At 64.4% G+C, this 18,078-nt stretch carries 11 protein-coding genes; 3 read left to right on the forward strand and 8 right to left on the reverse strand.

Features of this window, described 5'->3' with window-relative positions; translation table 11 throughout:
- Positions 1-40: 40 nt before the first annotated feature.
- Both SH412_RS06920 and SH412_RS06925 read right to left on the reverse strand, forming a co-directional pair.
- Positions 41-1,291, reverse strand: a complete 1,251-nt coding sequence (locus SH412_RS06920) for a hypothetical protein (RefSeq protein WP_336518718.1) — start codon at positions 1,289-1,291, stop codon at positions 41-43.
- A gap of 88 nt (positions 1,292-1,379) precedes the next feature.
- A complete protein-coding gene (locus tag SH412_RS06925; RefSeq protein WP_336518717.1) occupies positions 1,380-1,634 on the reverse strand; it encodes a hypothetical protein in 255 nt (84 codons plus the stop codon).
- Between the two features lie 285 nt (positions 1,635-1,919).
- Between SH412_RS06925 and SH412_RS06930 the strand changes: the two genes are divergently transcribed.
- The 3 genes from SH412_RS06930 (at position 1,920) to SH412_RS06940 (ending at position 5,470) form a co-directional block, all read left to right on the forward strand.
- The gene (locus SH412_RS06930; protein WP_336519127.1) at positions 1,920-3,074 is read left to right on the forward strand and encodes an IS110 family RNA-guided transposase; all 1,155 of its coding nucleotides are present in this window, start codon (positions 1,920-1,922) and stop codon (positions 3,072-3,074) included.
- A 647-nt stretch (positions 3,075-3,721) separates the two neighbouring features.
- On the forward strand, positions 3,722-4,063 hold the full coding sequence (locus tag SH412_RS06935; RefSeq protein WP_336522783.1) for a PadR family transcriptional regulator: 342 nt from the start codon (positions 3,722-3,724) through the stop codon (positions 4,061-4,063).
- 30 nt (positions 4,064-4,093) lie between these two features.
- Positions 4,094-5,470 carry a hypothetical protein gene (locus tag SH412_RS06940; RefSeq protein WP_336522784.1) on the forward strand — a complete coding sequence of 459 codons (1,377 nt, stop codon included), beginning with the start codon at positions 4,094-4,096 and terminating at the stop codon, positions 5,468-5,470.
- 77 nt (positions 5,471-5,547) lie between these two features.
- Here SH412_RS06940 and SH412_RS06945 read toward each other — a convergent pair whose 3' ends face one another.
- From SH412_RS06945 to SH412_RS06970, 6 genes are all read right to left on the reverse strand, one after another.
- Positions 5,548-7,029, reverse strand: a complete 1,482-nt coding sequence (locus tag SH412_RS06945) for a DMP19 family protein (RefSeq protein WP_336522785.1) — start codon at positions 7,027-7,029, stop codon at positions 5,548-5,550.
- Between the two features lie 69 nt (positions 7,030-7,098).
- Positions 7,099-8,538 (reverse strand): DUF1501 domain-containing protein, encoded by a 1,440-nt coding sequence (locus SH412_RS06950; RefSeq protein ID WP_336522786.1) that lies wholly within the window; start codon positions 8,536-8,538, stop codon positions 7,099-7,101.
- Positions 8,528-11,542, reverse strand: coding sequence for a DUF1553 domain-containing protein (locus tag SH412_RS06955; RefSeq protein ID WP_336522787.1), 3,015 nt, complete (start codon positions 11,540-11,542; stop codon positions 8,528-8,530). The genes SH412_RS06950 and SH412_RS06955 overlap by 11 nt, the downstream gene beginning before the upstream one ends.
- A gap of 340 nt (positions 11,543-11,882) precedes the next feature.
- Positions 11,883-13,244 (reverse strand): diadenylate cyclase, encoded by a 1,362-nt coding sequence (locus SH412_RS06960; protein WP_336522788.1) that lies wholly within the window; start codon positions 13,242-13,244, stop codon positions 11,883-11,885.
- Positions 13,245-13,465: 221 nt separating this feature from the next.
- Complete coding sequence (locus SH412_RS06965) at positions 13,466-14,896, reverse strand: N,N-dimethylformamidase beta subunit family domain-containing protein (protein WP_336522789.1); 1,431 nt, start codon at positions 14,894-14,896, stop codon at positions 13,466-13,468.
- A gap of 191 nt (positions 14,897-15,087) precedes the next feature.
- Entirely contained in the window at positions 15,088-18,042 is a 2,955-nt protein-coding gene (locus SH412_RS06970) for a PQQ-dependent sugar dehydrogenase (protein ID WP_336522790.1), read from the reverse strand.
- Positions 18,043-18,078 lie beyond the last annotated feature (36 nt).

Genomic DNA, 18,078 nt, shown 5'->3' on the forward strand with positions numbered 1-18,078 from the left:
CACACTGGTTCCCAGGCTCTGCCTGGGCTGCGCGAAATCGTCAATTGTTGGCGGTCCCGGTTGATCCGGCTTTTGTTCCTGGAAGGACGGGGAGGGCCTGGCGGCGCTGGGCTGTCAGCGACTTGCCTAAGTGGTCGTCGATCCACGCGAGCAGGTCGCGATGCCGCACGGCGTTCAGGGCTTCGCAGATCTTTTCCTCGCTGATCCGCACGACCGACGCGGCCATCCCCAGAATCAGTTTCGTAAAGCCGCCGCGGCTGTGCTGGCCCTGCAAACGCTTGCCCTTGCCGATCAGCGATTCCAGCACTTCGCTGCTGGCCGGCAGACTCTGTCCGGGGAGCACGCCGCTCGACTGCTCGCTCACGAACTCCACCAGCCGCGCCGCCGCACGCTCACCGGCAGGCGTTCGGGCCACCGTCTCCAGTTGCCGGCGCAGCGTCTCGCCGGCGGCGGCGTGGTAGCCCGCCACGCGCAGGAACTCCAGCATGTGGTCCTTGACCGCCTGCAAGTCGTTCCAGTCCACGAGCGCCTCCCGGAAGTCGCGGATCCAGCCGAACTTCTCCTCGAGCCGCGTCAGGTCGAGACCCGCGGGACGTTCGGCCGCGGGCGTGTCGATCAGCCGCAGCATGCGGGCGCCCCAGCCGATCAGCGGCCCCAAGTTCAAGTAACGCCCTTTGACTTTCTGCGTGGGGGGAGCAAGGTGTCCGAGTTCCGTCTGCTTCACCCGTGGCTGCGTCTGCCCGCAGTGTTTGACGAACGCGATCCACCGCGGATCGGCGAGCAGTTCGTGCTTGAGCACGATCGCCGTCTTGTGGGCGATGTCGTGCAGCACCTGCGTCGTCGGGTGCTGTTCGCGGAAACGCTGAGCGCCGCCGAGAAGATCCGAACCCTCGTCGCTGAGGATGGCGGCCGGCACGCCGACCAGCCCGGCCGCAGCCGCGAGCTGCCGCTGGACGATCTCGCCGCTGGATTTTTCGACCGGCTGCAGCGCCAGCAGCGTCAGATCCTGGTGCGTCAGCGGCGCCGTCAGCGCTTTCCACGCCGACAATCGCAGCCCCGCGATGACCAGACACTTCCGCGACCCCAGTTGCAGCGTGTGGTCGACGAGGAACACCCAGTCGGCGGCGAATTCCTTGGGCCGCCGCAACTCGTGCAGTCCCAGCCGCAGCAGCCACGCTTCCGCAGTATTGGCCGCAGGAGCCCCCCGGAACTGGGGCAGGCTGTCCCGCAGCAGTTCGACCACCGCCCGGCAGCCGCGAAAGCTGACCGCTCCGGCCAGACAGAACTGCAACGTCAGGCCGATGGCCGCTGCCGAATACGCATGATGGGCCGGTCGGACGGCGTCCGGGAGGGGGCCAGGGGCTGCGTCGGCGACCCGGTCAGCGCCCGGATTTTAAGGCGGCGATCTCACGTTCCAGGTCCGCCGCGCGGCGTTCGGCCGCGGCGGCCCGCGTGCGCCACATCGCGCGGCTCTTCTCGACGGCGCGGGTCTGGTTCTGCAGGAGCTTGCAGGTTCGCTTCCACTGGCCGGACTTCGCCTTCCACCGATTGCGACTCCGCTCGAAGAACCGCACCAACTTGCCCGCCGGCGACGAATACCGGGCGACGGCTGTTTCGCTGGTTTCGCAGGTCATGACGTTCCTCCTTGAACAAAAAGCCCAGTGGAACAAAAACGCGACGATTCGCCGAGGCCAATTGCCCCTGAAAACGACGGATTTCGCGCAGCCCAGGCTCTGCCTCGCTCTTTGCCTCTTTGCAGGCGAAAACTGAAGAGGACGCAGAGCGTCCAAAGGCGAAGTTCCCAGGCAGAGCCTGGGAACGAGGTCAAGTTCTCCCGTTTCACTTTCCGGTCCCTTCTCCCGCATTTCTCCGCGTCCTCCGCGCCTCGTATGTTGAATCCATCTACCCCGTGTGGTGTCATGGGACACGCGGCGGGGGCCGCTTCGGAGCGTAGCGACGAAGCGGCCCCCCCCGCGGCCGGCGACAGATCGATCGCGTCTGGGGCCTCAGAGCCCGCCGCGGAGCTGGATCGTCGTCGGCATGGTCGTACCAGCCCGAACAGCCGTTTGAGCCGGAAGCGTTCTCGAAACTCTCCGAGCTCGCATTTACGAGATTGGGAACACGCCATCGACCCCCGCATCCACATCGGCATCGACGTCTCCAAGGCACGACTCGATGTCGCCATGTCCGACTCCTCTTCCCTCCTGGCCGTCGACAACGACCTCAAGGGCTTCCTGAAACTCCTCAAGCAGCTCCCCCCACCCGACCGCTGCCAGGTCGTCATGGAGGCCACCGGCACCTATCACTTCGACGCCTTCCTCTGTCTCAACGATCACGGGTATCACGTCGCCGTCGTGCCCCCCATCCGCGTCCGCGCCTTTGCCACAGGGGCCGGATGGATCGCCAAAACCGACGCCATCGACGCACGCGTCCTCGTTCGTTACTCCAAGGTCGCCGAACTCCAGATCACCGAAAAACCCTCCGATTTCCAGCTCAAACTCCACGCACTCGTCACTCGCCGACGGCAGCTCGTCGACCTCCACGTCCAGGAGTCCAATCACTTCGAAGCCGCTCGCGACAAGGCCGTCAAAGACGACATCGAGCAAACCCGAAACATGCTCAAAATACGCATCACTGCCATCGAAAAACAGATCGACGATCTCTGCGACTCCGACCCCGATGCCAAACGCCGCGTCGAACTCATGACCTCCGTCCCAGGCATCGCCAAACGGACAGCCGCCGTGCTCCTCGGAGAACTCCCCGAACTCGGCGACGCCAACCGCCAGCAGGTCGGAGCACTCGTCGGCGTCGCCCCCTACAACCGCGACAGCGGCAAGTCCTCCAAACTCAGATCCATCCGCGGCGGCAGAGCCTCCGTCCGTTCCGCTCTCTACATGGCGGCACTCACCGCCTCACGCTGCAACCCCGTCATCAGACCGTTCTATCGCAGACTCAAAGACGCCGGTAAGCCAAGCAAGGTCTGCCTCACCGCCTGCATCCGCAAACTCCTGACCATCCTCAACGCGATGATCAAATCCGACACCGCCTGGAACCACGGACTCCAAAATGCGTAAATCTCACAAATCCACCTTGACCAACAACACAGCCGCTCCGCGGTGAATCCTCTTCCTCTTCAATTTCTCCATCCGCGAAGCCGCCGAAAAATCCGCAAACTTGAAAATTCTTTGCCGATTGGTCTTGCACGACCGCCGTACCAGTGCCAGCGTGTCCTCTTGTCGGGTGAGTGACGAGATGCATGCACGCCGGCGGGCAACCGCAGGCGCTCGAGCCGATCTCTCCTGACGCGCGGGCCGGGTCAGGGCCTGCACCGGGCCCTTCGCAAGGAGGGTTCTCGGGGCGCACCTCGTGTGCGCGGACACTTGGCGTCAAGTCCTCCCGACGTGTGACCACACGGGATCGACCTGATCGAAGCCAGCCGAAAGGTGGAGCGGGGAACGGCCAGCACCGAACCCCGCTCCGCCCAGGCCGGCAATCCCACTTCAGCGCAAGCGAACTCCCATGTTCCGCCAGGCGCCCCCGCGCGCGCTCTCTTCCATTTTTCACTTTTCATTTTGCACTGCATTCGCCTCCACCTCCCGCCATCCCCTCTCCGTCACTTGGCTCTCAGCACTTGGCTCCTCCATTTCGACATTTTCTCCTTGACCTCCATACCTGACTCGCCTAGGCTTATACCCAGCCCAGTCAAGTATCGGAGACCGACATGGATACGAAGCTCATCACCGGCACCGTCGAGATGCTCATGCTCGAAGTCGTCTCCCGCCAGCCGACCTACGGCTATGAGATCCTGCAGAAGGTCCTCGCCGATTCGAACGGTAGATTCGACCTCAAGGAAGGGAGCCTCTACCCGGCTCTCCACCGCCTCGAACGCCAGAAACTCCTCGAAGCCTCCTGGGGCGAGCATCAGGGCCGCCGCCGGAAATACTACCGCCTCACTCCCGCCGGCCGCAAAAACCTCGCCGCCCGCCGGACCGAATGGCAGGAGTTCTCGGCCGGCGTCAACGGCGTCCTCGGCCTGCAGCCCCGCGTCGCCTTCGGAGCCTGAACCGCCCGCCTGCACCGGGAGACTCCGCTCATGGACCACCTCGACGACGAATCCCTGCTGGCCCGACTGCCCCGTCGCAGCGACGACGAACCGCCCACTCTCCGGCAGGACCTCCTCGACGAAGTCCGCGACTACCTGCAGTCCGCCTGGGAAGAAGAGCAGCGGCACACCCCCGATCCGCAACAGGCCTGGCGTGACGTTCTGAAACGATTCGGCGATCCCGCGAAACTCGTCCGCAAACTCTGGTTCGACGCCCTCAAGGAACAGATCATGTCCCGACGCCTGATCCTCGCCGCGTTCGGCCTCGCAGCCGTGATGTTCACGGTCTTCAGCGGACTGGTCTGGCAGACCTCCGCAGCTCTGCAGGCGTCTGCGAAGAGTGCGCGCGAGGCCAATCTGCTGCTGGCTGAAAAACTCCAGACCCTCGGTGAAGAACTCAAGGCTCTCAAGTCGGCCCCCGATCTCACCTGGCGCCGTGTGCGGCTGCGGTTGAAGGCCGAAGACGGGTCGGCGGTTCGCGGAACGGTCAAGATCTTTGGTATGCCGTTCGGGACTCGCGGAGCGGAACCATTGGATTCGCTCAAGTTCCCGATCGAACCGAATGGCCTGGTCGACTCGGGACTCCTTCACGTCGGCAGTTACGACATCGAAGTTCTCTTGGAGAACGGATTCCGCAGTTTAATGCCCCACGTTGTTCTCCAGCCCGGCCGCGACTTCGAACAAACCCTCGTCTGTCCGGTCGTTCGCGAACCGCAGGAAGCCCGGGTTCAACTGAAGTACGAACTGCCAGCGCTGGCAAAGGCGTCGGGCGAATTGTGGCTGGCGCTCAGGCTCGAAGAAGTCGGTCGCGAACTTGACGGCAGGCTGTGGCAAGTTCCGGCACAGCAGCGCTGGGGACGGTCGATACTGGTCAATCCTGCCGGCAAAACGTGGGCCGTCGATCCCTACGGCCAGGCGGACGGCGAGGAGTATTCGGCGGAGTGGCGGATCGTGCAGAAGGCCATCGGCTCGCCGGTCGTGATTGAAAACCTTGACCGGCAGGAATGGAACGGCGTCGTTCCTGCAGGAGTGACGTGCAAAGTCATTTCCACGGAACTGCTGCTTCTGGACGCGCACGAGACCGGATCATCGACGTGGCAATTCAAACTCTGCGCATCGGAAGAAGCGGGGATCGTGTTTGCCGACGCTCCGGATTCGCAGGCACGTCGAACCGTCGAACTGCAGTCAACGTCCGCCGATCAGGATCCGTACCGCTGGTACGTGCCGGTCGATGCGGAAGCCGTCGATGGACATCTCCGGAGCCTGGAATGCCTGACGACTGAGGAGATCGAGGCGATTCGACGGGACCAGCAGACGCCGCAGCCAGCCGGCTTCATGGGTGGAGGGGGCGGAGGCGGGTTTTTCTGAGCGAAGTCTGGTCAGCCCGTAGGGCCGGACGCGCCCGGCCGCTGCTGATCGCCGCCACAACGCCAGCTCATCTGCACTCACGACAGTCTCTCACCCATCCGGCGAAACTCGTCCGCATGCGCAGCAACGTATCGGGCCAGCCGCGCCGCCGGTGGAATCGGACCCTTGTCAAACTCCGCTTCCAAGGGGCGAAACACATCATTTCTCTTTTGGTAGAGTTGGCTGAGCTGTGACTGGCGGCGTCGCCGGTCAGTCGACGGACCAGCCTTGCCAAACAGTTCGATAGCCCCCTGCAAAGCCCGTCGCTGTGACGTCGCCCCCATCGCCTCCAGTCCGGCCAGTGCGTCGCGCCAATGATCGCCGGCGCTGTTCACGAAGTACTGCGCCAGCCCTCCATTTGCGATTTCCGCGTCGCATTCGAAGACGGCCAGGCAATAGCGGAAGGACTGTGGCATGCGAGCATACCCGCAGTTCTCTTCCATCAGCCGGATCTGGTCCAGATAGTCTTCTACCTGCTCCCAGGCCAGCAGCCCTTGCGCAGCCCCTTCGGCGATGCGTTCGTCGGTCTGTTCGCAGAGATCTTCGAGCAGTTTTCGGTCTTCCAGTTGGCGTTGCTGGCCGAGAAGTGTCAGCGCATCCGAGAGTACCCACGCCCCGGGGTATTCCTGCGGTCCATCGAGAAGTTCGTCAATTAGCGAACGCAGCCGGTCGCGGGGGACTTCGACCCGCTGGTCAACGAGCGCTCTGAGAGCAGGCGGCAGCACCGATGAATCTGTAGCAAACACGTCCGGCGCAAGAAACAGTTCGGTCGCGCGCCGACGATCGAAACGTAGGAGCGATCCCGCGGCGTCGCGGGCGTTGAGTCCATCGTCCAGCAGCCCGCGGATATCGTCGAACAGAGCGGAGAAAGGATGCTCGCCGTCAGCATCGCGCTTCTCCAGCCAGAAGAGGGCATTGAGCACCGCCCCACGCACATGCTCATCGGAATCGTTTAGCGACGTGCGCAGCAGAGGGATCGCCGCGGCGGATCCGGTCTTCGCGAGAGTGCGGGCTGCATCCCGACGAATCCCGTGATCGGGGTCCGTCGCAAATGGCTCGATGGCTGGAATGACTTCCGCAGATGGGGAATCGCCCAGCAACTCGCAGGCCCGGTTGAACGGCGCCTCTGGAAGAATGAACTTTCCGGTCGGACGGACGAATCGTGGATACAGCGAGTGATCCTTGAGCAATCTGAGAACAGTTGGCGTCGTCCTCTGCGGAATGCTGCACAACGCCTGCCGCTCGGTCCATGCGTCGCGGCTGCTCGGAACGTCGAACAGGAAATGGCAGACTGCGCCCTCGACGGTTTCGTCGTCCCAGGTCTGGGCTTTGGCAACCATCTGCGCAGTCTGACGGGATGAGGCTTCGAATTCGTCCCACAGCTCCGGGTTCCGCACGAGGTCAAAGAAATCTCGCAGACGCGGCCGAACTCGTTTCGCCTGAATCACAATATAAACCGCAATGCCAAGAACAACGGCGATCGTCACCACCCAGAACAAAGGCGAATTCAGCGGAAGCATGGTCCGACTTTACAAAAAACGCGCCCAACCGCTCTTCTCTTTCACTCAGCACTGAGCACTCACCCCACGCTACCCCAGTATCTCCCGGATCACGTGCCCGTGCACGTTCGTCAGCCGTCGCTGAATCCCGTTGTGATAGTACGTCAGTCGCTCGTGGTCGATCCCCAGCAGGTGCAGCATCGTCGCGTGGAAATCGTGCCAGTGGACCACCTTGTCCACCGACTTCCAGCCGACGTCGTCCGTCGCTCCGTACGCGATGCCGGGCTTCAAACCGCCGCCGGCCGCCCAGACCGAGAAACCGTACATGTTGTGATCGCGGCCCGCCCCGACCGTGTTCGCCGCCGACTGCGTAAACGGCGTCCGGCCGAACTCCGTCGTGAAGAGCACCAGCGTGTCGTCGAGCATCCCCCGCTGACGCAGATCGCGCAGCAGCGCCGCCACCGGCTGATCGATCCGCAGCGCTTCCTGCCCGTGGTTCTCCCGCACGTTCTCGTGACCGTCCCAGTTGATCCGCGGCGAGCCGAACGAGCCCCCCGAAAAGAGCTGCACGAACCGCACTCCCTGTTCCAGCAGCCGGCGGGCCAGCAGGCAGCTTCGCCCGAAGTCCGCCGTCTCTTCGCGCTGCAGACCGTACGCCGCCTGCGTGGCCTCGGTCTCCTCCGCCAGGTTGGAGACCTCCGGAATCGAAAGCTGCATCCGGGCCGCCAGCTCGTAACTGTGCAGCCGGGCTTCCAGGTCCGCCTCGGGATGCTGCTCCAGATGCCGGCGATTCAGCAGATCCACAAATTCCCGCGTCGCCGTCTCCTGGCTCGGCGAGAACTCGCCCGACGGAAACAGGTCCGTGATCGCCGTCCCCTTCGTGCGGAACGCCACCCCCTGATGCTTCGGCGGCAGAAAACCGTTGGTCCAGTTGATCGTCCCCCCCGCCGGGAACCCGCGCGGATCGGGGAGCACCACGAACGCCGGCAGGTTCTCCGTTTCGCAGCCCAGACCGTACGAGATCCACGAACCGGCCACCGGAAACCCGTTCAGCCGGAAACCGGTATTGGCCTGAAACGTGGCCGGCGTGTGATTCGCCGAATCGGCCAGCATCGAACGGATCACCGTCAGTTCATCGGCGACGCCGGCGATGTGCGGAAACAGCTCCGAGACCCACAACCCGCTTTCACCCCGCTGCCGGAATTCCCAGTCGGCTTTCCGCAGCAGTCCAATCTGGCCGAAGAACGTCTCCGGCTTCTCGGACGAAGGCAATTCCCTGCCGTGGTATTTCTCCAGGGCCGGCTTATAGTCGAACGAGTCGAGATGGCTCAACCCGCCGCACAGGTAAATGTGAATCACCCGCCGGCAGCGCGGCGCCAGGTGCGGCGGCGGATCGGCCGCTTCCCCATCGGTCCCAGCCACGGCCCGCTGTTCGTCGGTCAGCAGCCCCGCCAGCGCCGTCGCGGCAAGGCCCCGCGATGACCAGGAAAGGAGGCTACGTCGGGAAAAAGCCGCGTCCTCAGTCCGCATACAGAAACTCCGAACTGTTGAAGACGGCACGGCAGAATGCGGCCAGTCCCTGCTGGTCTACGAAACCGAGTGCGGCGGCCGCTTCGTCGTCGGCGGGGCTCCGTCCATAGGCCGCCTGGTACGCTTGCGCGATCTGCCCCGGTGCATCGGGTTCGGTCTGCTGCAGGTGAGACGCCCAGCGTTCCGCCGTTCTCCGGACAAAGCTGTTGTTGAGCAGCGAAAGGGCCTGCAGTGGCGTCGTGGTCACCGACCGTCGCGGCGTGAGCGTTGAGGGATCGGGGCAGTCAAACGTATCGAGCAGCGGGTTGCGACCGCCGCGAGCCCACATTCGATAGACCGAACGCCGGCGAGCATCGGCCGTGTCGACGTCAATCGGATCGTAGAACTGCGTCCCCTTGAAAAAGTACGAGTTCACATCCAGAAACGGCGGCCCTCCGAGGGTATCGTTCAGCTCGCCGGCGAGGACCAGCATCGCATCCCGCACCGCTTCCGCCTCCAGCCGCCGGGGCGACATCCGCCAGACCCAGCGGTTGCCGGCATCGACCGCCACGGCATCGGCGCGCGGACGCGATTCCTGACGGTAAGCGTCCGACAGCACCATCCGCCGGTGCAGGGCCTTGATGTCCCAGCCCGACTCGACCAGCTCCGCGGCCAGCCAGTCGAGCAGCTCCGAATGCGTCGGCCGCGAACCGCTGAAGCCAAAGTCGTTCGGCGTATCGACCAGCCCTGCTCCGAAGTGGTATTGCCACAGCCGGTTCACGAAGACCCGCGCCGTCAGCGGATTGCGGGGATCGCTGATCCAGCGGGCCAGCTCCTGCCGCCGGCGGTATTCCAGCGCATCGGGCCGCAGCCCGAAGCTGGGATCGACGTTGCGCAGCGCCTGCAGCCCCGCCGGGACCACCTGCGGACCCGGCAGCGACACATCGCCCCGTCGCAGCACGTGCATCACGCCCGGCTGCGCCGTCTGCAGCGTATACATCTTGATCATGCCGGATTTCGTCAGTCCCGCGTGTTCCTCGCGCAGCGACCGCAGTCGGGTCTGATTCTCCCGTCGCGTCTGTTGGTCCTTTTCGCTCAGCAGCGGCAGCAGCTCAGCTTCGGTGACCGTCGTTCCGCCCGCATTGGCCAGGTCGGCGACTTCCTCGGGACTGAGCGCCCGGTTATAGATCCGCGCCAGCGCGACCGTCCCTTCCAGCAGACGATTGCCTCCCGGACCACCATGCCGCAGTCCGATCAAAGCCTGCCAGCCGCCGGCTTCGAAGCGCTGCGGTCCGTTGCTGCGATACGGGTTGCCGTAGCGAATCCCGTCCCGATAGCACGTGACGGTGCCGTCTGCCGCATAGACCATCGCGACATGAATGAACTTCTCGCGGGCCTGGCCGTCGCGGACGCCGCCGAACGACTGCGTCCGGACAAAGCCGTTGCTGCCCGCCATCCAGCGCCCGGATTCCTGCTCGCCGAAGACGATCGCGTCAAAGACATTCCCGTCGAGCGTCTGCACGCTCAGCACCCCGCCGCCGCGCTGGTCGATGTTCGCCAGCCGCACGCGGGCTTCGAGCGTCTTCTCGACGAGGGTTGTCCCCAGCGCCGGCGTCGACGCGTAGTCCTCGCCGCCGTACAGCGCGACCCCTTCGGGAGTCAGTTCCGCCTTGCCATGCAGCCGTGCTGGCGGCCCTCCCTGCTGTTCGCTGAGTCCCGCCGTGAAATCCCAGCTCGCCACCGGGGACGGAATGACCGCCGCCTCGCGGCCGGGATGGCGTTCCTGCCAGAGCCGGCGCAATTCGTCCGTCTGTGTCTTCAGCCCCGAAGAGAGCCACGCAATATCCTGCTGCCACGCTTCGAGCTGCTGGCGGACGGCCGGCGGCTGAATGTCCTTCTCGCCGTGATTGACTCCCGCCAGCGCCGCGGCAAGCTGGTAATACTCCTGCTGCGAGATCGGATCGAACTTGTGATCGTGGCAGCGGGCGCAGTTTACCGTCAGCCCGAGAAACGTCTGACCCACCGTGCCGACCAGGTCCTCCAGTTCGTCCTGCCGCATCTGCTGCCGCATCCGGTCGACAACCGGCAGCACGGTGTCGTGCGGCCCGGCGACGAGAAATCCGACGGCCCGCCACGAGTCGGGATTCTCGGAGTCCGCGACATCCGCCGCGAGCTGCCGACGTACAAACTCATCGTACGGCAGATTGGCGTTGAATGATTCGATCAGCCAGTCGCGATAGTGCCAGGCATCCGGCCGGGGGAGATCCCGTTCGAAGCCGTTGCTTTCGCCATAGCGGACAACATCCAGCCAGTGCCGCGCCCAGCGGTCCCCGTAGGCGGGCGACGCGAGCAGGCGATCCACCAGCCGGTCGTACGCATCGGGGGCAGGATCGTCAACAAACGCTCGAAGCTCGTCGGGCGACGGCGGCAGTCCGAGCAGATCGAACGACAGCCGCCGGATCAGCGTCGCGCGGTCCGCGGGTTGCGATGGAGCCAGTTCGTGCTCGGCGAGCTTCGCCCGAATGTACCGGTCGATCGGTTCCGCGGAGACGCCGTCGATGGTCGGTATGGCCGGTCGCATCACCGGCTGCAGCGACCACCAGTCGTAACCGGCCCGGTTCTCGCCGGAGTAGGCCAGCGGATCGAGCTTGTCGATCGACCAGGCAGCCCCGGCTTCGATCCAGCGTTTCAGCAATTCTTTTTCGGCGACCGGCAGCGGCGATTTGGGAGGCATGTCTCCAGCGTGAACCCGCTCCCAGAGAGCGCTCTTCGCCAGCGAACCGGGCTCCAGGGCCGATCCGCTTTCGCCTCCCTTCCGGGCCGCGGCCAGCGTCGACAGGTCGAGCTGTCCCTGCGGTTCATCGCCGGCATGGCAGGTCAAGCAGCGCGTCGCCAGGAGCGGGGCGACCTCGGTCGCAAAGTCCGGCGGCTCAGCGGCACGGACTGATCCTCCGCAGGCCGACCAGCCCACGAGGAAGCCCGCCAGCAGACAACTCGCCAGTCGCGTCAGAGGGAGTGCATTCATACATTGCAGGTTACTTATGCAACCCGCCAGCCGCAAGACGACCCTCAGAGCGCGTGCGGGGCGAGAGAGGTTGTGCGCGGCCCGACACTTCCGTTTTCCGTTCCGCCGCCCCGATCCGGGGCGGTTGCATGCGGAGGTCGCGTTGTCCCACGGGTCGCACTCCATCCGCCTTACGGCGGACTCCGTTTCACCCGTGGCTACAGCCCGGCGCCCCTGCGGGGCTCAAGAGGCGGAACTTCAGTCTCGACGTCGAATGCGCGGGCTCTTCGACCACCAATTGCCGACCGCATCCCACAGTCAGTTCTGCTTCTCTTCACTAACCACCAGCCACTTCTTCCCGCTACCACCGCGTCGAACCAGCCCGTTCCAGCGTAAAGACAATGCTGCCGTTGCGGAACACCGTGACCGTCCCGGTCGACTGGCTGACGGTGATCGCCATCGCCTGCGTGTGGTGGGTGATCGCCCCCGCCGTCTGATGCCGGGCGCCCAGTCCCGCCGGCAGTCCGCCGGGCGCGGATTTGGGCATCAGGTACGTGCCGGCGGACAGGACGGTTCCGTCTCCCTGGATGATGAAGGCGCCGTCGATCAGGGCGAACTCTTTGATCGTCTCCGCCAGGCTCGGATCGAGCACGTTGCGGAGCTGGCGGGAATAGCCGTGGAACGGGTTCAGGACAAGCTGCTGGGCGTGCCGCAGCACCTGCCGGGAGTCCCCGATCACAAACATCGCCCCCACCGGATGGGCTTCGCGGCCTTCGGAGGCCAGCTCGACGGCCAGCGACAGGATTCGCAGGATCACCGCCGGGCGAACGATATTGTTTCCGCGACGATTCTTTTCCGACAGCATCGCCCGGAAGTGCGTCTCGGGCTTGGTGATCGTAATGCTGTCGAGCTTGCGGCCGTCCGGACCGGTCACGCAGACGACGCTGAGTTTGTCCGTCAGCAGTCCGGCGGAAGCCGCCAGCAGCAGGCCCAGATTCGCGCGATCCATCCGGGATAGTGATGCGTGCGGGACCTCGAAGGCGTACGTGTCTTCGCGGGTGATCTCGAAGTCGTCGCTGTGCTCGGTGGTGATCAGCAGGACCCGGCCTTTCCAGTTGCCGAGCGTGTCCCACGGGACGTTTTCGAGCTTGTCGAGCGCGAGCAGCAGCGCCTGCGCCCCGACCTGCTCGACGAGCTGGAAGCCCTGCTTGATCATCGTCTGCGTCAGCCGGGGGACGCTCGACTGCCGGGCCGGCCGATGATCGGGGGTCAGGCCGGCCTTGTTCAGCAGCAGGGCGTCGATCGCCTTGGCGTCTTTGGCGTCGATGATTTGCTGGCGGAATTCCTGGGCCTTCAGCAGCTCGGCCAGCGCTGCCAGCACTTCCACGTGCGTCTGCAGCAGCTTTCGCCCCAGCACCAGCAGCACGATCAGCCGGACGCTCTGACCAGTGGGGACGCCATAGTCGATCCCCTGACGGCTGCGGCCGAGGACCACGCGGAAGTCGCCGTCCCAGTCGATGAAGGCGTGTGGCAGCGCAAAGTCATTTGCCACAAGTGTTTGCGCGACTGTCTCGCGTTCCTCGATGGCTTCGAGGACCTTCTCCGGGGCGATCCCTTCGTCTTCCCAGTTGGCGGCCTGAACGAGCGTACGAATGGCCGTCGGCCGGGTTTTGGCCGGAAGCTCGACGATCCGGATCGCGCTGACGAGGTCGCCCAGGTCCAAAGGACATCCTTGGCAAAATGGCCACCGCGCGGCCGGTTTTCCAGAGGTTTCACGGAGGACCAGAAGTTATAGGTTTCCCGCACCGGGAACGCAACATGCCTTTATCAAAGGTTTTCGAGAAATCTTGCACATCCCGGCCGACCGCCCCGGCCGGACCGTTTCCCAGAGCGAATGATCGGTTCGGACGTGCAGTTGTTGGGTTCCGCGGCCTGCGTCCTGGCCTACTGGCCGGAGGCCGGCCCGCCGAGCCGATCGAGAACATTGGCTGTGATCCGTTCGACGGCAGGATCCTTGCCGCGCAAACCGTGCGCCCAGTCGGTGGTCCCCGTCGTGACGACGGTGCCGCCGCGCGTGTACGTCCCGAGAATCGCCGCTCCCTGGCGGTCCTTGGGAAACCTGTCGTACCACAGAGCGTCGTCCGGATGCCAGCGGGCCGGGCAGCTTCCGAGAATCACGAACCCCTCGGGTGTCCCGTCGCGATGAGTCGGGACGGGAAGGCCGTCCTTGAGCGTAAACTCACAACCGTCGCATTCGTAACCGACGATGGTATCTTTACCTCCGAATTCGTCTCCGGTCTTCAGGTTCGTTCCTGCAAAGAGCCAGTGCTCGGGGTGATGGACCTGGAAGGCGGCCTTGCCGTCCATGTATTGACCGTGGCTGCGGTGGTAGCCGCCAAACAGGAAACCGACCCCCGTGAGCTGGTTCTCCGGGCGGTTCACCAGGTGATGGCTCCACGCGGTCGAGAGGAGTCGCTGATCTCCCGTGGCGAACACGGGATCCATGACCCAGCGCTGCTTCCAGGAGACCAGGGCCGTTCCGTTGTCTTCCGGCCGGACCTGCCAGCAGCAGGTGTTGCCGCTGAAGAACGCCACATTGCCGCCGGTCCCAATGAACGCTTCCAGCCGGTCGCGCATGCCGCTCGACCAATACTCGTCGTGGCCGACGCTCAGCACCAGCTTGTAGTCCTTGAGCAATTCGGGATGGAATTCCAGATCCTCGTTGGCGCAGTAGTCGAGCACGTAACCCCGGCTCTCCGCCCATGCCGCGAAGGGTTGTTCCCAGTTGCCAAACTGACTGGCGGGCGGGCGCAGGAACGAGACTCGATGCCCCTGCACGTTGGCCCGTCCGTGGAAGCCGTAGAGGGAGAAACCGCCCCAGTTGTTGTAGGCGTTGTAGGTATTGGTCGCGAGCTGAAACAGGATCTTCGTCTGCTGCGCCGGGACCTTTGGACGGACGATGAAGAAGCAACTGCTCTCGACCGACCGACGGTTGCGCTGGACGAACTTGCCGCCTCCATCGGCGGCTTTCAGCGTCACCTGGTAATAGCCCGAACGCCACGTGTCCGGAATGGGAAACGAGACCAGCGCGGGCCAGTTGCAGCCGTGCGATGAGGCGTTCTCGGGGATGGGCGATTCCTGGCCCGCGACATCGGCGACCGTGTGGACGACTTCAGCCTTCGCTCCGAGACGCATCACTTCAACGCCAAATTTCGCGGCCGAGGTCGACACGTGCAGGCTGACTGTTTCGCCGGGCGCGTAGCTGACTGCGCCGGCGTAGCCTTCAAGGAACAGCGGACGCGGATCGGAGACGTCGGCGGCGATCAGCGGGGAGGAGAGGGCGATCAGGCAGGTGAAGCTTAGCAGGCGGAGCATGCGGCGTGGTCCTTGCGTCGAATGTCGAATGTCGAAGGCGGAATGTCGAAAGGAAGCGGAATGTCGAAAGGAAGAAGTCTCGTGGGAGACGGCGTTGGGTGGCACGTTCTGAGGCTTTGCGAAGGGCATGGCCTTCGGCGATCTCAAAGAACACGCCCTTCGAAGACTCAGGGACGTGCCACCCGGTTGAATTAGCGACTGGTCTCAATGGGCTTGGGCGGCGGCGTGGTGCGTGTCTTCAGGGCCACGAGATAGTCCAGCAGATCGGCGGCCTCCTGGGCCGTCAGGTCGCGGAGCATTCCTTCGGGCATCAGCGATTTCGGGCTCTGCTGCAGGACTTCCACCTCGTTGCGCGGAATTGCGATGTCCTTCCCCTGGGCGTCGCGCAGGACAACTTCTTTGGCGTCCTGGCGGACCAGAAGTCCCGTGATGACCTTGCCGTCGTCCGTCTGCACGACGTAGGTCACGTACTTGCGGTCGATCACCTTGGAGGGATCAAGCAGGTTTTCCAGGATCTCCACCCGCGTCCGCTTCTCGGACGACTCCCGCAGTTCCGGGCCGGTCGAGCCCCCCTGTTCGCCGACTTTGTGACAATTGCGGCACTGCATGCCGGCGGTGAGCCAGAACAGTTTCTCGCCCCGTTCGACATCCCCCGTCCGCTGCAGAATTGTCTCAGGGCGGATGACGCTGCCCAGCGTGATCCGCCGGCGTTCGGGGGGCTGATAGCCGGCGAACAAGTCCTGAATCACCGGCGACGAATGCTTCACTGCCGCCGCCAGCAGTGTGTCCCGTTCTGCCGGGGGCAACTCGGAACGGCCCAGCTTGCGGGCGGTCATCAACGCCGTTTCCAGCGAGGCCAGCGGGTCCGCTGGCGGCTTGGCTTTCGTGTCCGCTTGGCCGAGCCCCGCAATCCACTTCTCGATGTGCGACAGCGACTGCTCGTCGACATATTCACTCGCCAGGTGCGGCATTCGACCCCGGCCGAACTTGGCCATCCGGAGATACAGCAGGCTCTTCGCCGGATCGCCTGGCACGATGATCCGGGCATCGGGAATGTCGAAATTCCCCTGCCGCGGCAGCTCGTCGAGGGCGTGCATTTCAGAGTCTTTGAACTTCAGCAGCAGTTCAAAGCTCCCCGCTCCGCCGCCGTTGAACCGGTGGCAATGGCTGCAATTCACGTGCAGGTAACTGCGGGCTTGTTCGGCGTCAGTCGCGTGCGGATCGTCCCGCCGGGCTAGCTTTGGGACTTTCGCAAGCGCTGCCTCATCGAGCGCCGCCAGAGATTGTTTGTTGCCGTCGATCCGGGAGTAGACGCCGTGATCTTCGAGCCATGCGAGCTGATTGACCGGTTGGCCGTCGCGTTCGACGGTCCGATTGAGTTGAGCCGGGTTGAATGCCAGGGCCTGTTGGGCCCAGGGGGTGTGGCACGACAGGCACTGCCGGCGGCCGGTGAAGCTCCACTGATGAATTCGCTTCCCGCCCGCCCAGCGCTCGTCCCGCACGACCAGCGATTTTTCCTGGCCCTCGGCCGGAACCAGCTCAGCGTCCGTCTGATCGTCGTTCCAGGCGTACGAATACCCGCGCCAGTCGCGGCCGTCGTAGTGCAGGAGCTGCGTTTCGATCTTGCGGGCCGACGCCGGCTTCCCGGCTTCCATTTCCAGCGTCAGCGTCTTCGTCAGCACGGTCCCGGCGGGGAACTCCTGCTGCCGCGTGAACATGCTGTTCGGGATGGGGACATCCCCTGGATGCCAGACGATCGGGTCGGTCCCCGGCATCGCCAGCCAGCGCCGGGCAGTGGCATAGTCCGACCACTGCGGCTGGTTGACGTCGAACGCCAGCACTCCCGCTGCCGGTTGCTGCTGCTGAACGTCGGCGAAGAGTCCGGTTTCGCTCAGCTTCCGCGGAAAGTTTGAGGGCTTTCCCGCGTTCTCATTCCGCGCCAGCGTGTGAATCACTCCCTGGCCGTAGTCGGCCAGCACGAGCTCCCCGGCGGGATCTTCGCCGAAGGCCACGATCTGCAGACCGGTGTCGGCCAGGTCCTTCAGGACGCCGAGTCCCTGCGAATCCCGGCGGACGGTCCAGAGGAGCTTCGATTCCCAGTCGCCGAAGATGTACTCGCCGCGCAGTTCCGGGAACTTACTCCCCCGATAGACATAGCCGCCAGTCACGCTCGCGGCGATGGCGTGCGGCAGTTCGATCAGTGGCGGAACGACCGGCGAGGGGCCGATTGTGGCATCCGGCAGGATCGGCTGTCGGCCTTCGAAGGCGCTCCAGCCGTAATTGCCTCCCTTGCCGACCCAATGAACCATCTCCCACTGGTCCCAGCCGACATCGGCGACCCACAGCTCGCCCGTCTTGCGGTCGAAGGTCATTTTCCACGGATTGCGGAAACCGAACGCCCAGATCTCGGGCCGGACGTTCTCGCGGCCGACGAACGGGTTGTCAGCCGGCACCGCGTACTGCTTGTCTCCAGACGTTTTGTGGACGTCAATCCGCAGAATCGAGGAGAGCAGATCCGAGCAGTCCTGTCCCGTCCGCAACTGGTCGGGCGGATTCGGCCCGGCTCCGTCCCCCGTCGTGATATAGAGATACTTGTCGGGGCCGAATTCCAGGCAGCCGCCGTTATGTCCGCCGGCGAGGAAGGAGATGATCACGGTCTCGCTGCTGGCGTCGATCTGCGGGGGATCGAGCTGCGCCATGCGGAAGCGGGAGACGCGCGACCCTTCGGGCAGGACCTCGTCCCCTTTACCCTTGAGGACGTAGCACAGATAGACATACCGGTTCTCGGCAAACGCGGGATCGAAGGCCAGCCCGTAGAAGGCGTCGACGGTCTGGCCTTCGGGAGGTTTCAGGGCCGTTTTGAGATCGATCACCAGTTCTTTCGTGGCGACGTCCTTCAGCGCAAACGACCAGAGCTTACCGGCCTGCTCTCCGACGACCATGCGGTCGATGCCCGGCGGGTAGGCGATCAGGACCGGATGGTCGAAGCTGATGTTCGGGTAGACTCTCTCGGTCTTGAACGGCAGCGGCGGCTCGGGCGTTCCGACGACGCGGGAGGTCGTCCATGCGGTCCGCTCGGCGGCATTCGCCGCGCAGGCCATCCCCACAATCGCCAGACAGACGCAAACACGAATTCCGGTCAGCACGGCGGCACTCTCCCGCAGAACAACGGCAGATGGATC

The sequence above is a fragment of the Planctellipticum variicoloris genome, assembly GCF_030622045.1.
Lineage (GTDB): Bacteria > Planctomycetota > Planctomycetia > Planctomycetales > Planctomycetaceae > Planctellipticum > Planctellipticum variicoloris.

What these genes read in the sequence shown, in the direction of transcription:
- SH412_RS06925 (WP_336518717.1), bottom strand. Translation starts at nt 1,634, where the DNA reads ATGACCTGCGAAACCAGCGAAACAGCCGTCGCCCGGTATTCGTCGCCG.
- SH412_RS06930 (WP_336519127.1), top strand. Translation starts at nt 1,920, where the DNA reads ATGGGACACGCGGCGGGGGCCGCTTCGGAGCGTAGCGACGAAGCGGCC.
- SH412_RS06935 (WP_336522783.1), top strand. Translation starts at nt 3,722, where the DNA reads ATGGATACGAAGCTCATCACCGGCACCGTCGAGATGCTCATGCTCGAA.
- SH412_RS06940 (WP_336522784.1), top strand. Translation starts at nt 4,094, where the DNA reads ATGGACCACCTCGACGACGAATCCCTGCTGGCCCGACTGCCCCGTCGC.
- SH412_RS06945 (WP_336522785.1), bottom strand. Translation starts at nt 7,029, where the DNA reads ATGCTTCCGCTGAATTCGCCTTTGTTCTGGGTGGTGACGATCGCCGTT.
- SH412_RS06950 (WP_336522786.1), bottom strand. Translation starts at nt 8,538, where the DNA reads ATGCGGACTGAGGACGCGGCTTTTTCCCGACGTAGCCTCCTTTCCTGG.
- SH412_RS06955 (WP_336522787.1), bottom strand. Translation starts at nt 11,542, where the DNA reads ATGAATGCACTCCCTCTGACGCGACTGGCGAGTTGTCTGCTGGCGGGC.
- SH412_RS06965 (WP_336522789.1), bottom strand. Translation starts at nt 14,896, where the DNA reads ATGCTCCGCCTGCTAAGCTTCACCTGCCTGATCGCCCTCTCCTCCCCG.